General features: G+C 57.9%; 12 protein-coding genes. 8 read left to right on the top strand and 4 right to left on the bottom strand.

Annotated elements, in window-relative coordinates; translation table 11 throughout:
* Positions 1-14 precede the first annotated feature (14 nt).
* The gene (locus AB4N85_RS10500) at positions 15-1,184 is read left to right on the top strand and encodes a DUF1624 domain-containing protein (RefSeq protein WP_252867767.1); all 1,170 of its coding nucleotides are present in this window, start codon (positions 15-17) and stop codon (positions 1,182-1,184) included.
* A 252-nt stretch (positions 1,185-1,436) separates the two neighbouring features.
* On the opposite strand, the gene AB4N85_RS10495 is transcribed toward AB4N85_RS10500, so the two are convergent.
* Positions 1,437-2,828 (bottom strand): aldehyde dehydrogenase family protein, encoded by a 1,392-nt coding sequence (locus AB4N85_RS10495; RefSeq protein WP_252867766.1) that lies wholly within the window; start codon positions 2,826-2,828, stop codon positions 1,437-1,439.
* Positions 2,829-2,932: 104 nt separating this feature from the next.
* Between AB4N85_RS10495 and ptrR the strand changes: the two genes are divergently transcribed.
* On the top strand, positions 2,933-3,811 hold the full coding sequence (gene ptrR, locus AB4N85_RS10490) for a putrescine utilization regulator PtrR (RefSeq protein ID WP_038862196.1): 879 nt from the start codon (positions 2,933-2,935) through the stop codon (positions 3,809-3,811).
* Positions 3,812-3,823: 12 nt separating this feature from the next.
* Here ptrR and AB4N85_RS10485 read toward each other — a convergent pair whose 3' ends face one another.
* Entirely contained in the window at positions 3,824-4,447 is a 624-nt protein-coding gene (locus AB4N85_RS10485; RefSeq protein WP_122602723.1) for a glutathione S-transferase family protein, read from the bottom strand.
* A 116-nt stretch (positions 4,448-4,563) separates the two neighbouring features.
* Positions 4,564-5,382, bottom strand: a complete 819-nt coding sequence (locus AB4N85_RS10480) for an alpha/beta fold hydrolase (RefSeq protein WP_252867765.1) — start codon at positions 5,380-5,382, stop codon at positions 4,564-4,566.
* Between the two features lie 223 nt (positions 5,383-5,605).
* On the opposite strand from AB4N85_RS10480, the gene AB4N85_RS10475 reads away from it, so the two are divergent.
* The 3 genes from AB4N85_RS10475 to AB4N85_RS10465 are packed head-to-tail and all read left to right on the top strand — an operon-like array spanning position 5,606 to position 16,423.
* On the top strand, positions 5,606-7,312 hold the full coding sequence (locus tag AB4N85_RS10475; protein ID WP_252867764.1) for a ShlB/FhaC/HecB family hemolysin secretion/activation protein: 1,707 nt from the start codon (positions 5,606-5,608) through the stop codon (positions 7,310-7,312).
* Between the two features lie 25 nt (positions 7,313-7,337).
* Positions 7,338-15,989, top strand: a complete 8,652-nt coding sequence (locus AB4N85_RS10470) for a two-partner secretion domain-containing protein (protein ID WP_460067961.1) — start codon at positions 7,338-7,340, stop codon at positions 15,987-15,989.
* Positions 15,989-16,423, top strand: a complete 435-nt coding sequence (locus AB4N85_RS10465) for a hypothetical protein (RefSeq protein WP_016775049.1) — start codon at positions 15,989-15,991, stop codon at positions 16,421-16,423. Before AB4N85_RS10470 ends, AB4N85_RS10465 begins: the two co-directional genes overlap by 1 nt.
* Here AB4N85_RS10465 and AB4N85_RS10460 read toward each other — a convergent pair.
* On the bottom strand, positions 16,404-16,703 hold the full coding sequence (locus AB4N85_RS10460; protein ID WP_130927882.1) for a hypothetical protein: 300 nt from the start codon (positions 16,701-16,703) through the stop codon (positions 16,404-16,406). The genes AB4N85_RS10465 and AB4N85_RS10460 overlap by 20 nt on opposite strands.
* A 218-nt stretch (positions 16,704-16,921) precedes the next feature.
* Here AB4N85_RS10460 and AB4N85_RS10455 point away from each other — a divergent pair, with 218 nt between their 5' ends.
* The 3 genes from AB4N85_RS10455 (at position 16,922) to AB4N85_RS10445 (ending at position 18,662) form a co-directional block, all read left to right on the top strand.
* Positions 16,922-17,191, top strand: a complete 270-nt coding sequence (locus AB4N85_RS10455) for a hypothetical protein (protein WP_016775048.1) — start codon at positions 16,922-16,924, stop codon at positions 17,189-17,191.
* A 237-nt stretch (positions 17,192-17,428) separates the two neighbouring features.
* The gene (locus AB4N85_RS10450) at positions 17,429-18,046 is read left to right on the top strand and encodes an SMI1/KNR4 family protein (RefSeq protein WP_224787207.1); all 618 of its coding nucleotides are present in this window, start codon (positions 17,429-17,431) and stop codon (positions 18,044-18,046) included.
* A 133-nt stretch (positions 18,047-18,179) separates the two neighbouring features.
* Entirely contained in the window at positions 18,180-18,662 is a 483-nt protein-coding gene (locus AB4N85_RS10445; protein ID WP_252867762.1) for a hypothetical protein, read from the top strand.
* Positions 18,663-18,730 lie beyond the last annotated feature (68 nt).

The following is an 18,730-nucleotide window of genomic DNA, read 5'->3' as shown; positions in this document are numbered from 1 at the left end:
ATTGCGAAAGATCCATGACCCCTGTGCTTCCCCGTTCTGCCCCCTTGACGACTGGCCGGCTGCTGTCCATTGATGCGCTCCGAGGCCTGGTGATCCTGTTCATGCTGCTCGATCACCTGCGCGAAACCTTCCTGCTGCATCGCCAGGTCTCCGATCCGATGGACATCGCCAGCACCGAGCCGGCGCTGTTTTTCAGCCGCACTCTGGCGCATCTGTGTGCGCCAGTGTTCGTCTTGCTGACCGGTTTGTCGGCATGGCTCTACGGCGAAAAATACGCCGGCAAAGCCGATGTCAGCGCGTTTCTGTTCAAGCGCGGATTGTTCCTCGTGGCGCTGGAGTTCACCTTGGTCAACTTCGCCTGGACCTTCCAGTTGCCGCCCAGCGTGATCTACCTGCAAGTGATCTGGGCGATCGGCCTGAGCATGATCGCGCTGGCGCTGCTGGTCTGGTTGCCACGTGCGGTGCTGCTGACGCTGAGCCTGGCGATCATCGCCGGGCACAACTTGCTTGATACGCTGCATTTCCCGGTCGAGTCGGCGCTGCATGCGCCTTGGGCGATTCTGCATGATCGAGGCTGGATCGAGATCAGCGACACCCTGCGCCTGCGCACCTCGTACCCGCTGCTGCCGTGGATTGGTGTAATCGGCCTGGGCTATGCGCTGGGGCCGTGGTTTGCTCGGGGCATGGACGCGGCGGTGCGTCAGCGTCGTTTGCTGATTGCCGGGGTCGCTGGATTGCTGGGATTTATGGTGCTGCGCTTGATTAACGGCTACGGCGAAAAACCGTGGGCGATCAACGATTCGCTGGTGCAGACGCAGATGAGCTTTTTCAATATCACCAAATATCCGCCGTCGCTGCTGTTCATCGCGCTGACTGTGAGCGTGGGGCTGTTGCTGTTGCTCGCCTTTGAGCGCGTGCAGAGTCGCCGCTGGATTGGCTGGCTGACGGTGTTCGGCTCGGCACCGATGTTTTTCTATCTGCTGCACTTGTATGTGTTGAAGGTGTTGTACCTGATCGGCGTGGCGCTGTTCGGCCTGAATCAGGGCAGCTATTTCGGCTTTTCGACGGTGACGGCGGTGTGGCTGGCGGCAGTGATTCTTGCCGTGGTGCTGTTCCCGGCAGTGCGCTGGTTCTCTGTATTGAAAGCGCGGCGGCGGGACATCAGCTGGTTGAAATATCTGTAAATTGCGTGGACTTGTGGGAGTGAGCTTGCTCACGAAAGCGGTGAATCAGCCGGTATAAATGCTGGCTGATGCACCGCCATCGCTGGCAAGCCAGCTCCCACAGGGTTCTATGGTGTTTGCTGTATCAGTTTCCACCGCAGTATTTGTGGGAGCTGGCTTGCCAGCGATGGCGCCGGTGGATTCGGCATCTTCATCGCTTGATACACCGCTTTCGCGAGCAGGCTCGCTCCCACAGGTTTTACAGCACCAGGCTTATTTACGATCCAGCCACACGGTCTGCGCGTTGCAGAATTCCCGTACGCCAAAGTGCGACAGCTCACGACCGAAGCCGCTTTTTTTCACGCCGCCGAAGGTCACACGCGGATCGCTGGCGGAGTAGCCGTTGATGAACACGCCGCCGGTTTCCAGTTCACTGGTCAGTTGCTCAGCCAGCGCCACGTTCGCGGTGTAGATAGTCGCGGTCAGGCCGAAATCGCTGTCGTTGGCCAGGGCCACGGCGTGTGCGCAATCGCGGGCGGTGATGATCGAGGCGACCGGGCCGAACAGTTCTTGTTTGAACGAAGTCATGCGGTCGGTGACATCGGCCAGTACCGTCGGCTCATAGTAGTTGCCCGAACCCTCAACCTTGCTGCCGCCGAGCAGCAGCGTCGCGCCTTCTTCAAGGGTGTCACGCACTTGCTGATCCAATTCATCACGCAGATCGAAGCGCGCCATCGGCCCGATGTAAGTGTCAGCGTTGAGCGGATCGCCCATCTTCAACTGGCGTGTAGCTTCGACGAACTTGCGGGTGAATTCCTCGACCACGCCTTGTTCGATGATCAGGCGTTTGGCAGCCGCGCAGACCTGGCCGGAATTCTGATAGCGACCGACCACCGCCGCGTGCACCGCCTCATCCAGATCAGCATCGTTGAGCACGATGAACGGATCGGAGCCCCCCAGTTCCAGCACACACTTCTTCAGCGCCGCACCGGCCTGAGCGCCGATGGCCATGCCGGCGCGTACGCTGCCGGTCAGCGTCACAGCGGCGATGCGCGAATCGGCGATGGCGCTGGAAACGCCTTCCGGGGTGACGTTGATCACTTCAAACACGCCCTCGGGGAAACCGGCGCGAACAAACGCATCGCGCAGCAGGTAAGCGCTGCCCATCACGTTCGGCGCATGCTTGAGCACGTAAGTGTTGCCAGCGATCAGCGTCGGCACCGCGCCGCGCAGCACTTGCCAGATCGGGAAATTCCACGGCATCACCGCCAGAATCGGCCCCAGCGGACGGTACTCGATACGCGCCTTGCCGCCTTCAACCTGGGTCGCCTCAGCGTCGAGCATGGCCGGGCCGTGTTCCGCGTACCACTCGCAGAGCTTGGCGCATTTCTCGATTTCGCCACGGGCCTGGGCGATCGGCTTGCCCATTTCCCGGGTGATCATGGTTGCCATCGCTTCTGAGGTTTCACGCAGCGCGCCGGCGAGGGCGGTCAAAAGACGCGAACGATCCTGCAGCGGCTTGCGCTTCCACTTGCCAAAAGCAAAGGCAGCGCGAGTCAGTGCCGCATCAAGGGCAGCGGCGGATTCAAACGCGTAATGCCCGATCTGCTCGCCGGTGGCAGGGTTGATCGAGATGGCGTGGGTCTGGCCGGAAATCTGGCTCATTGACGTCTTCCTGTAGGTTCGTCGGATGGGCCTAGAGTAGGGTGGTGTTAGTTTTCTGGAAACTGAATAATACAGAGCGTTTCCTTCACGATTGGAGAATGACTGTGGATCTGGTGCAACTGGAAATCTTCAAGGCCGTGGCCGAGCACGGCAGCATCAGCGCCGCCGCCACGCAGATCCACCGCGTGCCGTCGAACCTGACCACACGGATCAAACAGCTTGAGCAGGATCTCGGCGTCGATCTGTTCATCCGTGAGAAAAGCCGATTGCGCCTGTCACCGGCCGGGTGGAGTTTTCTCGAATACACGCGGCGCATTCTCGATCTGGTGCAGGAAGCCCGCGCTACGGTGGCAGGCGAAGAACCCCAGGGCGCGTTCCCCTTGGGCTCGCTGGAAAGTACCGCAGCGGTGCGCATTCCCGAACTGCTGGCGGCGTACAACCAGCAGCACCCGAAGGTCGACCTTGATCTTTCAACCGGGCCATCGGGGACGATGATCGACGGTGTGCTGTCCGGGCGTCTGGCTGCGGCATTCGTCGACGGCCCAGTGCTGCATCCGGCCCTGGAAGGTGTGCCAGCGTTTGAGGAGGAAATGGTCATCATCGCGCCGCTTAATCATTCACCGGTCGAACGTGCGGCGGACGTGAATGGCGAGAATATCTATGCCTTCCGCTCAAACTGCTCCTACCGTCATCATTTCGAAAAATGGTTCAGCACTGACGCTGCCGTACCGGGCAAGATCTTCGAAATGGAGTCCTACCACGGCATGCTCGCCTGCGTCAGCGCCGGTGCCGGCCTGGCACTGATGCCGCGCAAAATGCTGCAAAGCATGCCCGGCAGCGCGACGGTCAGCGTCTGGCCGCTGACGGCGGACTTCCGCTATCTGACCACTTGGCTGGTGTGGCGCCGGGGCACGGTGTCGCGCAGTCTGAGCATGTTCGTGCGCTTGCTTGAAGAGCGGGGCGTGGTGCGTGAGCAAGCCTGATCGAGCGCATCTTTACGGCGTGCCATTGCGCCCGTACAAACGATAACCGTCGCGCTGATTCAAGCGATCGTAATAGGCGCGCACCGCAGCCAGGTCACCGTGATCGAGCGGCGTTTCGAACCAGCGATTCACTGACAGCCCGATCGGGATATCCGCCAGGGAAAACTGCTCGCCACTGACGTAAGCGCCAGTCTTCTCCAGTTGGCGATCGAGGATTTCCATATTGCGCATCCAGTCCCGGCAGCCGGCGGCCAGGGCATCGCCGTCCTGATAATCCGGCGACTTGCGCACCAGCGCCATCAGCGGATACGACCACGAGCGATTCAGCTCCGAGGCCTGCCAGTCGATCCACTGATCGACCCGCGCCCGGGCAATAGGCTCAGCGGGATACAAATGCGCACCGCCGTAACGCGTCGCCAGATAACGAATGATTGTGTTGGATTCCCAGAGAGTGAAATCGCCGTCCTGGATCACCGGCACCATGGCGCAGGGGTTGAGCGCGAGAAACTCCGGCGTGTTCGGCGACTGGAAGCCCGAACCCCAGTCTTCGCGCTCGAACGGGATGTCCAGTTCGGCACAGGTCCACAGCACTTTGCGCACGTTGATCGATGAGGCTTTGCCGAGTATTCGCAGCATGGGATTTCCGTCTCCGAGTGGTGGACGCAGGAAAATACCATAGCGCAAAACACAAGGCCCGCATCGCGCGGGCCTTGGTCGATCAGCATTTACCGGCCGCTTGGGCCAAGCGGAAATTACCGGTTGAGGAACGCCAGCAGATCCTCGTTCAACGCCTGCGCATGGGTCACGGCAAACCCGTGCGGCGCGCCCGCGTAGACCTTCAACTCAGCGCCCTTGATTTGTGCGGCGGCCTGCTTGCCGGTGGTTTCGAATGGCACGATCTGGTCGCCGTCGCCATGGATCACCAGGGTCGGCACGTCGATCTTGGCCATGTCCGGGCGGAAGTCGGTTTCCGAGAACGCGGTCACGCAGTCGACGGTGCCCTTGAGCGATGCCATCAGCGCGATGTTCAGGGTTTGCGTGAGCACGCCGTCGGAGACTTTCTGGCCCTGATTGGTGCCGTAGAACGGCGCGTTGAAATCAGCGATGAACTGCGCGCGATCTTTCAGCAGGCCAGCCTTGATGCCGTCGAATACCGATTTGTCGACGCCCTCGGCGAAGTCGCCTTTCTTGCCGAACAGCGGCGTGACCGCACCGAGCAATACCAGGCCGGCAACGCGCTCGCTGCCGTGGCGGGCGATGTAGCGGCTGACGTCGCCGCCACCCATGGAGAAGCCGACCAGGGTCACGTCGCGCAGGTCCAAATGGTTGATCAGGCCAGCGATGTCATCGGCGAAGGTGTCGTAGTCGTAGCCGGTCCATGGTTGATCGGAGCGCCCGAAACCACGGCGGTCGAAGGCGATCGTGCGATAGCCGCGACTGCTCAGGTATTCCATCTGGTATTCCCACATGTCGGCATCCAGCGGCCAGCCGTGGCTGAACAGCACGGGCTTGCCGCTGCCCCAGTCCTTGTAATAGATCTCGGTGCCGTCTTGGGTCTTGAAGGTGCTCATGCAAACTCCTTGTGATCGTGTGTGGCAAGAATAGATGCCGAATGGGCAACGGCCACTATCCGCGCAAAAAGCGCCCGCCACTTGTACGCAGGTGCTGGTTTCACCCATATGAAAGCGCGGCAAATCCCGATGAGCGGAACAAACTTAAGTTTGACGTCAAAATGATGGCCCTCTAATATCGCGCCACTATTTTGATGTCACTTTTTATGTCGAGGGATCGAACATGTTTTCACCCGCCTTCACGGCGCGGTTGTGCCTGGCGCTGCTTTGCTTTTCTCCGCTTGAATCTGCCTGGGCCGCGCCCACTCCTGGTGAAACCGACCTGATCCGCGAACGTCAGAGCCGCTTGCTCGAAGAGCAGCAGCGGCGCCTCGAAGAACTCAAGGATCTGCCCGGCAAAGACGCCAAACCGGCGCAACCGACAACCCCCGTCGATACGCGCTGCTTCACCATCAAGGACATCGAGCTCAAGGGCGCCGACAGCCTCTCGGAGCGTGAGAAGACGCGGCTGCTCAAGCCTTATATCGGCGAATGCCTCGGCGTGCCGCAGCTCAACGAGCTGCTCAAAGTCATCACCGATCACTACATCGAAAAAGGTCTGGTCACCAGTCGTGCGTATCTGCCGCAACAGGATCTGTCCGCCGGGCACCTGAAAGTATTGGTGGTCGAAGGCAAACTCGAAGGCATGAAAGGCGCAGAAAACAGCCGGCTCTCGGATCGCGAACTGGCCATGGCCTTTCCCGGCAAAAGCGGTGAACTGGTCAACCTGCGCGAGATCGAGCAAATGGTCGACCAGCTCAATCGCCTGCCGGCCAACCAGGCCAAAATGGAGCTGGCGCCGGGGCAGAATGTCGGCGGCAGTGAAGTGCGCGTCACCAACACGCCGCAGAAACCTTGGCGCGCCGGCCTGTCGCGCAGCAACGATGGCCAACGCAGCACCGGCGAGCAGCAGTGGGGCACGTCGTTCGACTGGGACAGCCCGCTGGGTCTGGCCGACCAACTGAGCCTGCGCGGCGGTCACGATGCGATGACCGATCACCAGCACACCTCCAACAACGCCATGCTCAATTACAGTCTGCCGTGGGGCTGGTGGACGTTCAGTTACACCTACAGCCAGAGCGAGTACCGCTCGCAGATCGCCGCCAACGGTTACAACTTCAAGCAGACCGGCGACAGCGAAAACCATCAGTTGCGCGCCGAGCGCGTGATCCATCGCGACTCGGTCAGCAAGACCTCCCTCAGTGCGGGACTTTCGTACCTGCGCACCAACAACTTCATCGAAGACAGCAAGCTCAAACTGAGCAGCAATCGCATCAGCGAAGCGCAATTCGGCTTCAACCACGGCCGTCGTGTCGGCAGCGCGTTCGTCAACTTCGATGCTGGCGTGCAGGAGGGCATCGGCGCTTTCGATGCGCAGGGCAGTCACGATCCCGGTCCTGGCGAGCCGGACGCACGCTACCGCAAATACACCGCAACGCTGAGCTATTTGCAGCCGTTCAAATTGCTCGGTGAATCCTTCAGCTTCAGCAGCCTGATGACCGGCCAGCGCAGCGAAGATGTGCTGTTCAGCCCACAACGCACGAGCCTCGGCGGCTCGGCGTCGATCCGTGGCTACAAGGATCAATCGCTGTCTGGCGACAGCGGTGGTTACTGGCGCAACGACCTGCGCTGGAGCCGCCCGGTGACTGCCGAATGGCTGCAACCGGTGTTCGCCGAGTACGGCACCAGCCTCGGATACGACCAGGGCGTAATTCGCGGCGATCGCTACAACGGCGATCAGCACGGGCGCATGTCGAGCAACTCGCTGGAGCTGTTCGCCCGTGGTCAGCATGTGGCCGCCAGCGTGACTTTCGCGCATTCCCTGGAACGACCCGACGCGCTGACCGAGCGTGAAGCGCCGATCTATTTCCGCCTGGATTTCTTCATTTAATTTTTGCCCGCTTCGAGATTCTGATATGGACATTCGCCACCTGGCCTTCCTGGCCAGCCAACCTTCTGCGGCCGTAAAAAAGCGCGAGCAATTCTGCGGCATGCCCAAGCGTGGTCTGGCCTTTTTGCTGGCGAACGTCATGTTCTGGCAACCGGTGTGGGCGCAGGCGGACGGCATCGTTGTCAGTGCCCCCGGCACCAGTCTGGATCGCGCCGGCAATGGCGTGCCAATCGTCAACATCGCAGCGCCCAATGGCAGTGGCCTGTCGCATAACCAGTTCCACGATTACAACGTCGGTGCGCAAGGCGTCATCCTCAACAACGCCACCGACCGCATGCAACAGACGCAACTGGGCGGGATCATTCTCGGCAACCCGAACCTGCGTGGCGCAGCGGCACAAACCATCCTCAACGAAGTCAATGGCGGCAGCCCGAGCCAGTTGCGCGGCTACACCGAAGTCGCAGGGCAATCGGCACGGGTGATCGTTTCCAATCCTTACGGCATCAGTTGCAACGGTTGCGGTTTCATCAACACGCCACGTGTCACGCTGACCACCGGTAAACCGGTGCTCGACAACGGTCGCCTGGAGCGCTTTCAGGTCGATCAGGGAAGCGTTTCGATTGACGGCGTCGGTCTTGATGCGAGCAACGTCGACAGTTTCGAAATCATTACCCGCAGTGCGCAGATCAATGCACAGATCCACGCAAAAAACCTGAACATCACCACCGGCCGCAACGACGTCAACGCCGACACGCTCAGCGCCACCGCCCGTGCCGATGACGGCAGCGCCAGACCACAACTGGCCATCGACTCCTCGGCGCTCGGCGGCATGTATGCCGGTGCAATCAAACTGGTCGGCACCGAGCAGGGCGTTGGTGTGAAGCTGGCGGGGGATCTTGCCGCCAGCGCCGGTGACATCCGGATCGACGCCAATGGCCAGCTGACCCTGGCTAAAGTCACGGCGGGTAATGCCGTCGATGTAAAGGCCAAAAGTCTCGATGCCCAGGGCGCGGTTTATGCCGGTACGCAGGTCACCGTACAAACCGCCGAAGACCTGATCAATCGCCAAAGCCTCGCTGCCCGTGACAGCGTCAGCCTGAGCAGCGGCGGCAGGCTGACCAATACCGGTGTGATTGAAGCCGGGGTAAACGCAGACAACAGCCGCAACACCAATGGTCATCTGTCGATCAACAGTGCTTCGGTAAGTAACAGTGGCAGCGTTCTGGCCAGCCGCACATTGCACGCCAGCGCAGCCGACACGTTCGAGAACCAGAACGGTACCGTGCAGGCTCAAGACCTCGCTCTGAACGCGGCGCGCCTGGTCAACCAAGGTGTGAATGCACGCGTTTATGGTGAAACCCGTCTGGTCGTGAGCGCGCCGGCCATCGTCAACCTCAGCGGCCTGATTCGCTTTGCCGATGGGCAAGCGGCAACACTGGTGGTCGACAGTATCGACAACCGTCAGGGTCGTATCGAAATCGCCGGCGGCAGCCTCAAGCTCAATGCTCAGGAGGTAAAAAACACCGGCGGCAAAGTGATCGCCGGTCGCCTCGACGTGGACGCCCGTCAACTGGACAACAGCGGCGGCCTGATCGGCGCCAGCGACGGTGAGGCCAAGGTTGTCGCCCGCGAACGTCTGAATAACGGCGCGGGCAAGATCCAGGCGAAAACCACACTGGCACTGTCGGGAGGGGAGTTGCTCAATCAGGCTGGGACGCTGGCTGCCGACGACATTCACGTCACGGCCACTCGCCTTGATAACAGCGCCAAGGGTGTGATCAGCGCGGAAAACGGTGCTGCTGATCTGACGCTGATGCAGGATTTCGATAACCACGACGGCAAGGTCCAGACTTCGGATCGCTTGACCGTCACTGCGCAGAGCATCAACAACCGCAACGCAAGTCTGACGGGCAAAACCCTCGAGGTGGCCAGTCGCGGCACGCTGGATAATACGCAAGGCACGATTTCGTCCGATGACAGCGTGGTTTCCAGTGCAGACCTGGATAACAGCCTTGGCCTGATCCAGGGGACCGATCGCCTGAGCCTGACCGCGCAAGATCTGCAAAACGCCAGCGGCCAACTTTTGGGCGGCATCGTCGACGCAAACCTGCGCAATCTGATCGGCAACAACGACGGCACGCTCAGCGCCGAAACCGGGCAACTGACGCTCCTCGTCCAGCAGCACTTGAACAACGCATTGGGCCGTCTGCAATCCATCAAAGGCGATGTGGAACTGCGTGCCAGCTCTATCGATAACCGTGGCGGTGTAGTCGCCGCCCGGCAATTGCTGGTGGTGGCCAAGGACGGATACGTCGACAACCGTGGCGGGCGGATGATCGCCGACGGCCTGGAGTTGCACGCGGCCAGCCTTGATAACCGTGCCAACGGGTTGTTGGCTGCAGGTGCCGATGGCGCGCGGTTGATCCTCAAGCAAACTGCACCAAGCCAGTCGCAACTGCTGAATCAACAGGGCCGGATTCAGAGCGAAGGTCAGTTGCACATCGACGGTGACGAGATCGACAACAGCGCCGGTGTCCTGCTCGGCAACGCTATCGACATCAGTGCCAAACAACTTGGCAACAACGACAAGGGCGGCATCGTCGGTAATGGCGGCGATGTCGTCCTCAACATTGCCGGAGTTTTCAGCAACGTCACCGGTCTGGTCGATGCTGGCGCACAGCGCCTGCTCCTTGATCAACTGACCACGCTGGATAACCGGGGCGGCACCCTGCAAGGCAAGCGCCTGGACATCAATAGCGCCTGGATCAACAACAACGCTGCCGGGCAGATCATCGCTGGCAGCGACGGCCTGAAGATTACTGGCAAAACACTGCTCAACCAGCAAGGTGTGATTCTGGCCAACGGCAGCCATGCCGAACTGGCGCTGAACAACGGCAATTTGCAAAACCAGGGCGGCACGCTGCAAGCCGACTCGGTGAGCATCACCAGTGCCGACCTCGACAACAGTGCAGCCAGCGGCAAGGCCGGGCTGATTTCCAGCCTGATCGATGACCTGACGTTGACGGTAACGCGCCTGACCAACCGCGCCGGCAAAATGTTCGGCAAGGATCAGGTGATCTTCACTGGTACCAGCCTGGACAACACCAGCGGCGAGATCAGCGGTAATCAGCTGGGGCTCGAAGCCGTCGGGCAGGTTCTCAATCAGGGCGGCCTGATCGAATCGGCGAACAGCCTCAAGCTGACTGCCAGCGGCTTGGATAACAGCGCCGGCGGCCAGCTCCGCGCCCTCGGTGGCGCTGCGAGTCAGATCAAGCTGACCGGAAATCTGAACAACCAGAGCGGCGTGATCGAAATCGGCAGTCAGGACCTGCTGCTATCCGGTGCCGAAATCAATAACTTCAGCGGCAATGTGCGCCACGCGGCACAGGGCCTTTTCGACCTGGATGTGAGCCAACTGGCCAACAACCAGGGCAGTCTCACCGGGCTGGGCAATGGTGTATGGGATGTCGGCTCGGTCAACGGTGTTGGTACCTGGCAACTGAACGGCGGGCTGACCTACACCAGTGCGCAGAACCTGACGCTCAATGCTGGCGAACGGATCGCCAGTGCTTCGGCGCTCAGCCTTAACGTGGCCAACCTGAACAATGCCGGACAATTGCTCAGCGGCGGCGATCTGGCGCTGACCCTCGGCGGCAATCTGCTCAACAGCGGCAAAGTCTCCGCGCAGCAGAAACTCACGATCAGCGCCAACGACGTGATCCAGCAGGACGGGCGACTGGTTAGCGGCGGCGACACCGTGATGACCTTGCGCGGCACACTGGACAATCTCGGTCGCCTGATCGCCAACCAGAACCTCACGGTGACGGCGGCACGGATCAATAACAAAGGTACCCTCGGCGCCCAAGGCGATCTCGAATTCACCGCCGCCAACGGTCTCTACAACGATGCCGACACGCTGCTGTTCAGCGGCGGCACGATGAAGCTGCACGGCAACAGCCTGAATAACTATTACGGCGATATTTACAGCCGCGGCAACATGAGCTTCGACGCTGTCGATGGCGCGCGCGCGGCGTTGTTCAGCAATTTGTCGGGCACCATCGAAGGCGAGGGTGACGTCGACATCAACGCGGTTTCCTTCGAAAATGCCAAAGCCGAGTTCGAGCTGACTTCCGGTCAGTCGTCCGGCAGTTTGAGCTGGGTGTGCGGTCAGCACTGCGATGGTGGTGATGGCTGGAAGCGCGGCACCATCACCATCACTACCCAATTCAACGACGAGGTGCTCAAGGACTCGCGCGCGGCGCGATTCGTGGCAGGCAAGAACTTCACCATCCACGCCAACCAGGTTGAAAACCGTTACAGCCTGCTGGCCGCCAACGGCGACCTGACCGTGACGGCTGACAGCCTGCTGAACCAGGGCGGGGAGTCGCGTTCGGGGACGCGCGTGGTGAAAAGGGGCACCCCAGGGCGTATCGACAACAGCCTCTGGGACAAGATGGAGTTCGTCGATGTTCCGGCGTTCAACGCGGCTACCGCGGCCGGCAACTTCGATCAGGCGCGGTTCGATGAACTGATCAGTCGCTCCAGTGATTCGCGATTCTCTTTGATGAGTGACGTCACCACCTGGAATGCAAACGGCAACGCCGTTTACGCTGCGGTGATGCAGGCCGGCGGCAAGGTCAAGCTCGACGTCACCAACAGCATCCAGAACGGCACGCTATACGACAACACTTATGGTCAACTGACAGGTTCTCTGGCCAGCGACCAGACTGACGCGGTCGGCGGCATCAACATCAACCTGGGCAAACATAGCACCGACGCTGTCGCCCAAACCTCCAGATCCGTTACCCGTATCGAGCATGTCGACGCCGATGGCGTGAAGCAGATCAGCTTCACACCGGTGGACTTCAAAGGTGTGCCGTTCGCCGCAGTCGACCCGACGGCTTCCTCGACCTTCCGGTTGCCGAAAGGCCCGTACGGCATGTTCGTGCAAAGCACGAATCCGCAGAGCCGTTATCTGATCGAAACCAATCCGGAGCTGACCCAGACGACGGCCTTCATGAGCTCCGACTACCTGCTCGGCAAGCTCGACTTCAGCGCCGACGAAGCGGCGCGTCGCCTCGGTGACGGTCGCTATGAATCGCGGCTGATCAGCGACGCCGTCATGGCCCAGACCGGCCAGCGTTTTCTCGCCGGTGGACTGGAGAACGACTACGAGCAATTTCGTTATCTGATGGATAACGCTCTCGCCAGCAAAAACCAACTGAACCTCTCTGTCGGCGTCAGCCTGACCTCGGCGCAGGTCGCTGCGCTGACCCACGACATTGTCTGGATGGAAGAGCGCATCGTCGACGGCCAGAAAGTGCTGGTGCCGGTGTTGTATCTGGCGCAGGCCGAGTCGCGCAACGTGCGCGGTGGCAGCCTGATTCAGGGCCGAGATCTGGAAATGCTGGCCGGTAGCGATCTGGTCAACGTCGGCACATTGAAGGCCAGCAACGACGTGTCCGTCGACGTCAAGGGCAGCCTCTATCAGGGCGGTCTGGTGGAAGCCGATGAGCGCATCAAACTCATGGCCACCGACAGCATTCGCAACGCACTGGCCGGCGAAATCCGTGGCAATCAGGTCGAACTGACGACACTCAAGGGCGATATCGTCAACGATCGCACCGCCATCGCGGTGCGTGATGGCAACGGCATGCGCACCCTCGTCGACGACGGCAGCATCATCAGCGCCCGCGACAGCCTGACCATCAAGTCCGGACAGGATCTGACCAACGCGTCTGCCATCAGCAGCGGCGGTGACGCCAGCCTGAGTGCAGCGCGCGACATCAACCTGTTGGCGACACGCGACGAAGACGAACTCCACGAATCGTTCGATGGCGGCCATCGCTCAGTCATTACCACCACGGTGGAAAACCTCGCGTCGACAGTGAAAACCGGCGGCGACCTGAAGCTCGATGCCGGTCGCGACATCAACGTCGTCGCCAGCACAGCCGAAGCCACCGGCAACCTCACCGCCGAGGCCAAGCGCGACATCAACATGTCCTCGGCCGGAGATGAACACAACGTCGAAACCCATAGCAAGGACGGCAAGAAACGTGTCCATGAACAGGATGACCACACTGTTCAGAAAGCAGCTGAGTTCATTGCCGGCGGCGACGTAAAAACCAGTTCCGGGCGTGACACCACACTGGTCGCGAGCAAAATCAGCGCAGGCAATGAAGCCTACGTCTACGCCGGTAACGACCTCAATCTGCTGGCCGCGCAGAACAAGGACCACACCCTTTACGACATGAAGGAGAAGGGCGGTTTCGGCAACCTGAAACTCCAGCGCGACGAAGTCACCCAGGTCACCCACGTCGGCAGCGAAATCAAGACCGGCGGCAACCTGTCTCTGGTCAGCCTGGGCGACCAGCATTACCAGGTGGCCAAACTCGACAGCGGCAAGGACATCCTCCTCGACAGCGGCGGCGCCATCACCTTCGAAGGGGTGAAGGATCTGCATGACGAGAGCCATACCAAAACCAACAACAACGCGGCGTGGGTCTCGGCGAAAGGTCGCGGCAACACCGACGAAACCCTGCGCCAGACGCAGATGATCGCCAAGGGCAACATCGTCCTGAAAGCGGTCGATGGGCTGAAGATTGATATCAAGGATGTGAGTCAGGAGTCCGTCAGCCAGACCATTGATGCGATGGTCAAGGCTGATCCGCAACTGGCGTGGTTGAAGGATGCGGAGGCTCGGGGAGATGTTGATTGGCGGCGCGTGAAGGAGATTCACGAGTCGTTTAAATACAGCAACTCGGGGCTTGGCCCGGCTTCGCAGATGATTATTGCGATCGTGATGGCTGCCTTTGTCGGGCCTGCTGCGTTCGCTTCGCTAAGCGCGAGCATGGGCACAGCCTGGGCCGCAGGCCTCGCCGCTGTGGCAACAGGTGCAGCCACGAATGCCACGACCAGTTTTATCAATAACGGCGGAAACCTTGGAGCGGTTTTCGCGGACGTTACTTCATCCGATGCACTGAAGGGCTATGTGATTTCCGGAGTGACAGCCGGATTGATGGCCGAATACCTGAACCAGCTGACGGGTATGAAATACGATCCGAATACCGGAAAGCTGCTCGGCCCGTCGTTAGCCACGTGGGAGGGCGTCGGTAGATTCGCTGGAAGCCAAATCATCCAGGGTGGCACTTCCGCGCTGATCACCAAGGCAGTCGGCGGCGATGCAAGCGCCGGTGACGTTCTGAAGACGGCTCTGTTCAATACCGTCGCAGCGTTCAGCTTCAACATGGTGGGCGATCTCACGCAGGGCGTTCTGGATGATGGCTCAGCGGGCAAAATCATCATTCATGCGGCGGTGGGTGGGCTGTTGTCGGAGATGACCGGCGGGGATTTTGCGACAGGCGCGTTGGCGGCTGGTGCGAATGAAGCGCTTGTTGGTGAGATGAACAAATGGTTCAAGGGCAATCCCGAGTTGTTGCTCATGGGGTCGCAGATAGTGGGGGTGCTCTCCGCAACTGCGCTGGGCAATACTGATCAAGAGTCATTGGAAAACGCCTCTTGGGTTGCCAACAATGCGACACAGTACAACTTCCTGAATCACCAGGATGTAAAAGACCTCGAGAAAGCGCTTAAGGAGTGTAAAGACAACTGTGATGCTGTTCGAGCTGAGTTTGCCAAGCGTGATGCGGATAACACCGCGCGGCTCAATAACTGTTGGGCGACCGGCGATTGCGCGCAGATCAAGGCTGAGATTGATGAAGGCTCTCTTGCATTAAATAAACTTTGGGAAAATGACGATTCGGGGATCACAGATCAATTCCTTCATAGCAATATCGCCGACTCGACCAACGCTAGGACGCGAGCGGTCCTCGACCACCTTCCGAAAGGGGATCCGGCTAATGCGGTGAAATTGTTGGCTGCAGCGGGAATTATTGCTCTTGCGCCGGAAGCGATTGGTTTGCTTGGACAGTTGGCCACGAGAGGTGCAGCTACTTGTGCAGCAAACCCAGTGCTGTGCGCGAACGAAGTCGCGATCTGGACCGCTGAGGCAGGAATGTCGGAGGCACTTCCCGTGGGGTTAGGGGCCACAGCAGGTGGGGCCGCAGCCAAGGAACTGAGTGATCTCCGCGGTTTGATGGAGATCGAAGCGAAAACTGGGGCTAAGCTAACGGCTGAGCAGATTGCGGCAGTCGTTAGGCCGGCAGCGATAGGTTCAGAGGGGGCAGCCACCGTTGGAGGTCAGGCAACCTCTACATTTTTGAAAGATTTTGGCGAGAAAGTTCTTAGTCATAACACCCAGATTGGCGTGCGTAATAGTAAGGCGGGGACGATTTCTGGTGCTCATAACAGCGATGCCTTCTTGGAGTCGGTTGAAAAAACTGGGGCAAAAATCTCCAATAAAACTACGGATGTCCGTTATCCTGGCCTTGTGGAGTATAGTTATCAGTTGCCTAAAACTAACACTCGGGGCGAGTTGGTCGGTGGATACAAGTCCAAATCCACCAAAACAACTTATGATTCGAAAATTCTGTCAGATATCAAGGTGGCTGATATGTCGAGCAGGGCGGCAGTCGAAGCTGGCTCTTTGTTCAGAGCTAATCCAGCCATGAGGGAGGCCAGTATCAAAGTTGATGGTTATTACTTTCAAGTGACGCGTGATAGCAAAACTGGAGATATAACAAACTCATTTATTACTATGCCGCCGAGGACGAAATAATGGCTGATTTGGTTTGGTTAGAGGTTCTCAAGGAATCATTTTCTTCAACTGACGCAGATTATGAGGGTCTTTACGAGTTAATTGAGGCTTCTATCGTAAGAGGGAGGACTAATTTTCCTGCGTTTATCTACGACGCTTCGCAGGGACATGGGTTCTCAGTGGCTGAAGGTTTTTTTTACTCGCTTGATCAGGATTGGGACGATCCAGAAGAATTCAATGAGGTAAGTTTCTTCTTGGGGGAAGCGTTAACTTCTAGCATACCTGTGGCTGACTACGTTTCTCTGATGAAAATTGCAGCTGATGTTTATTCTGCTTACTTTCCAGATGAACGCGATGGAGTTCAAAGGTCTGCTGAAAGATTAGAAAAGCGTTATTCACAACAAATGGAGGAGATAAACGGGGACAGACCACCTTTCAATTCTCGTCCAGCGTAAAAGCGGTGGCGACCTGAAGCTCAATGCCGGTCGCGACATCAACGTTGTCGCCATCGCCGAAGCTACCGGCAACCTTACCGCCGAGGCCAAGCGCGATATCTCCCTGTCTCGGCCGGTGATGAACACAACGTCGAAATCCACAGCAGGCACGGCAAGAAACGCGTCCATGAAGAGGACGACCACTCTTTTCAGGAAGCTGCTGATTCATCGCCAGCGGCGACGCAAATACCAGCCCGGACCTCGACACCACACTGGTCGCGGGGAAGATCTGCACAGGCAACGAAGCCTACGTCTACGCCGGTAATGATCTGAACCTGCTGGCCGCGCAAAACAAGGGCCGCACCCTCTACGACATGAAGGAGTAAAACGTGTCTGTCCGCCGTTTTCCCAAGTAAGGTGATTGGAACAAACGTCTGATGCGCTCCGATCTCGACAATCAAAATAAATGTTCGGGATGGTGTGATCCAGACTGCGTTCTCGTACTGGTTAGGAATGGTTATGAGCAGTGGCGGCACGATAATAGAACGATTTGTGGCCCAAGAGTTGGACGACAGCGTTCGCTCTATTTTGAAAAACGCCTTTGATGAGCGGGTTTGCTCAGAGAGCATTCTGTTCAGGGCGTTCGAGTTTAATTGCTTTGACGTTTCTTTAGACTTTGAAAAAGGCATCGTCACATTGCAAGATGTACTCTCCGCTGGAGAAAGTAGCGTTCTTGATATACCGATACGTGATTTTATCTCTGCTTGTGGTTTGAATGTCTCTTGTTAATTGTAGAGGACTAGATGTGATCTGACACCGGCCTAGCACCCAGATAAACGGGGACAGACCATGTTTAAAACGCATTCCAAAACGTGATCTGTCCCCGTTTCCCCGAGTCGGCGCAACATATTGAAGATGCCATCGGGGCAGGAAAGCCTGACACGTTGACCAGGCGCTTGTATTGGCGCTCAATGCAGAGAGTTGCCTAGCGGGACGAAGGTTAGAATAGAGGTGATAGATTAGATTGTGAATAATTTGGATAAGTTGTTATCGATTGCAAGTTCGTCCTTGAGTGAGCGTGAACCAGAACTGTCTGGGCCAATACGCAACATGGCAGGGACTTCGGCGGAACAACTTTTTAATGTGCTGCGTCAGCGCAATGGCTTCTATGCTTTTGAAGGCGCGCTGCATATTTTTCCAAGCAACTCCAGCCAAAGTGAAATGGGCATATCTGATTGGAATCATGCTGACCTGTGGCGCACTAGCTACAAAGGTCTAGCCGATAATGGTGTCTTTTTTGCTGAAGATATCTTTGGTGGGCAGTTCTGTATCAAGGATGGCAGTATCTACATTTTTGATCCGGAAACTGGCTCGTTAGAGTACTTGGCTGCGGATGTTGAAAGCTGGGCTGAAGTAGTTCTGCACGACTATGAAGTATTGACAGGCTATCCGTTGGCTCATCAGTGGCAAAAGCGCAATGGTCCAGTTCGTGCTGGGATGCGTTTGCTGCCCAAAGTGCCTTTTGTAATGGGTGGTGATTTTTCCTTGGATAATTTATATGTTGCCGATGCTGTAGAAGGCATGCGGCTCAGAGCCGATATAGCCGATAAGATTAAAAATTTACCAGACGGTACTCAGGTTTAATTCAGTCTGGACTGACAGGAGACAAATGATAGTTTCAGCGATGTTTGATTCCCTCGTCACATTTGACTGCGTATATGGAGGCTTTGAGCTCGAAAATGGAGTAGTTCGCCTTTATGTCGAAAGAGGCCTAGCCTTGAAAAAGACGAAGTTGGTAACAGCGGCGGATGGCGCTCGGATCGTACAGTGTGATGAAGATGAGTGTCCTAAGGGCGAAAGTATTTTTCCTGTTCATTATATTTACGATCCCGCTAGAGATGTGGAGTATGTTGAATGGAGTCTTGTAAATGGTTTGTTACACGCTCGAAGCGAGGGTGGTGAATGGGTCAAATACGAGAGCAAGAGTGAAGGTTTGCACGCAATGCATGAATATGTGGGTGACTGCTGGCTGGTCTTTTCGGGTGTGAGTGTGTTGAGAAAAGTTATCTATGAATATTCTCTCGATCGAAAGAGTTCCTCAGGTAATGAGTTTGTCGAGGAGTTTATTAGTGGGCCTAAAGTCGATAAGTCTGCAAGTGAGTATTTTCTTGAGGGTGAAATAAGCGTTTTGCCTGGGCCAGGATGGATGTCTTTGAAAATTGATGCAGATTCGTTTCATATCGAGATTCCCGACGATTGAAAGAAAAGCGGATAAATGGGGACCGGATAAATGGGGAAAGACCACCTTTCGAGAGACAAACGGGGACA

Source organism: Pseudomonas sp. H1_G08 (assembly GCF_054681355.1).
The sequence above is the reverse complement of the archived record's forward strand: the minus strand, read 5'-3'. Positions and strand labels throughout refer to the sequence as shown.

Excerpts from the sequence above, each read along its gene's own strand:
- AB4N85_RS10500 (WP_252867767.1), top strand. The coding sequence starts at position 15 with ATGACCCCTGTGCTTCCCCGTTCTGCCCCCTTGACGACTGGCCGGCTG.
- AB4N85_RS10495 (WP_252867766.1), bottom strand. The coding sequence starts at position 2,828 with ATGAGCCAGATTTCCGGCCAGACCCACGCCATCTCGATCAACCCTGCC.
- AB4N85_RS10485 (WP_122602723.1), bottom strand. The coding sequence starts at position 4,447 with ATGCTGCGAATACTCGGCAAAGCCTCATCGATCAACGTGCGCAAAGTG.
- AB4N85_RS10480 (WP_252867765.1), bottom strand. The coding sequence starts at position 5,382 with ATGAGCACCTTCAAGACCCAAGACGGCACCGAGATCTATTACAAGGAC.
- AB4N85_RS10475 (WP_252867764.1), top strand. The coding sequence starts at position 5,606 with ATGTTTTCACCCGCCTTCACGGCGCGGTTGTGCCTGGCGCTGCTTTGC.
- AB4N85_RS10470 (WP_460067961.1), top strand. The coding sequence starts at position 7,338 with ATGGACATTCGCCACCTGGCCTTCCTGGCCAGCCAACCTTCTGCGGCC.
- AB4N85_RS10465 (WP_016775049.1), top strand. The coding sequence starts at position 15,989 with ATGGCTGATTTGGTTTGGTTAGAGGTTCTCAAGGAATCATTTTCTTCA.
- AB4N85_RS10455 (WP_016775048.1), top strand. The coding sequence starts at position 16,922 with ATGAGCAGTGGCGGCACGATAATAGAACGATTTGTGGCCCAAGAGTTG.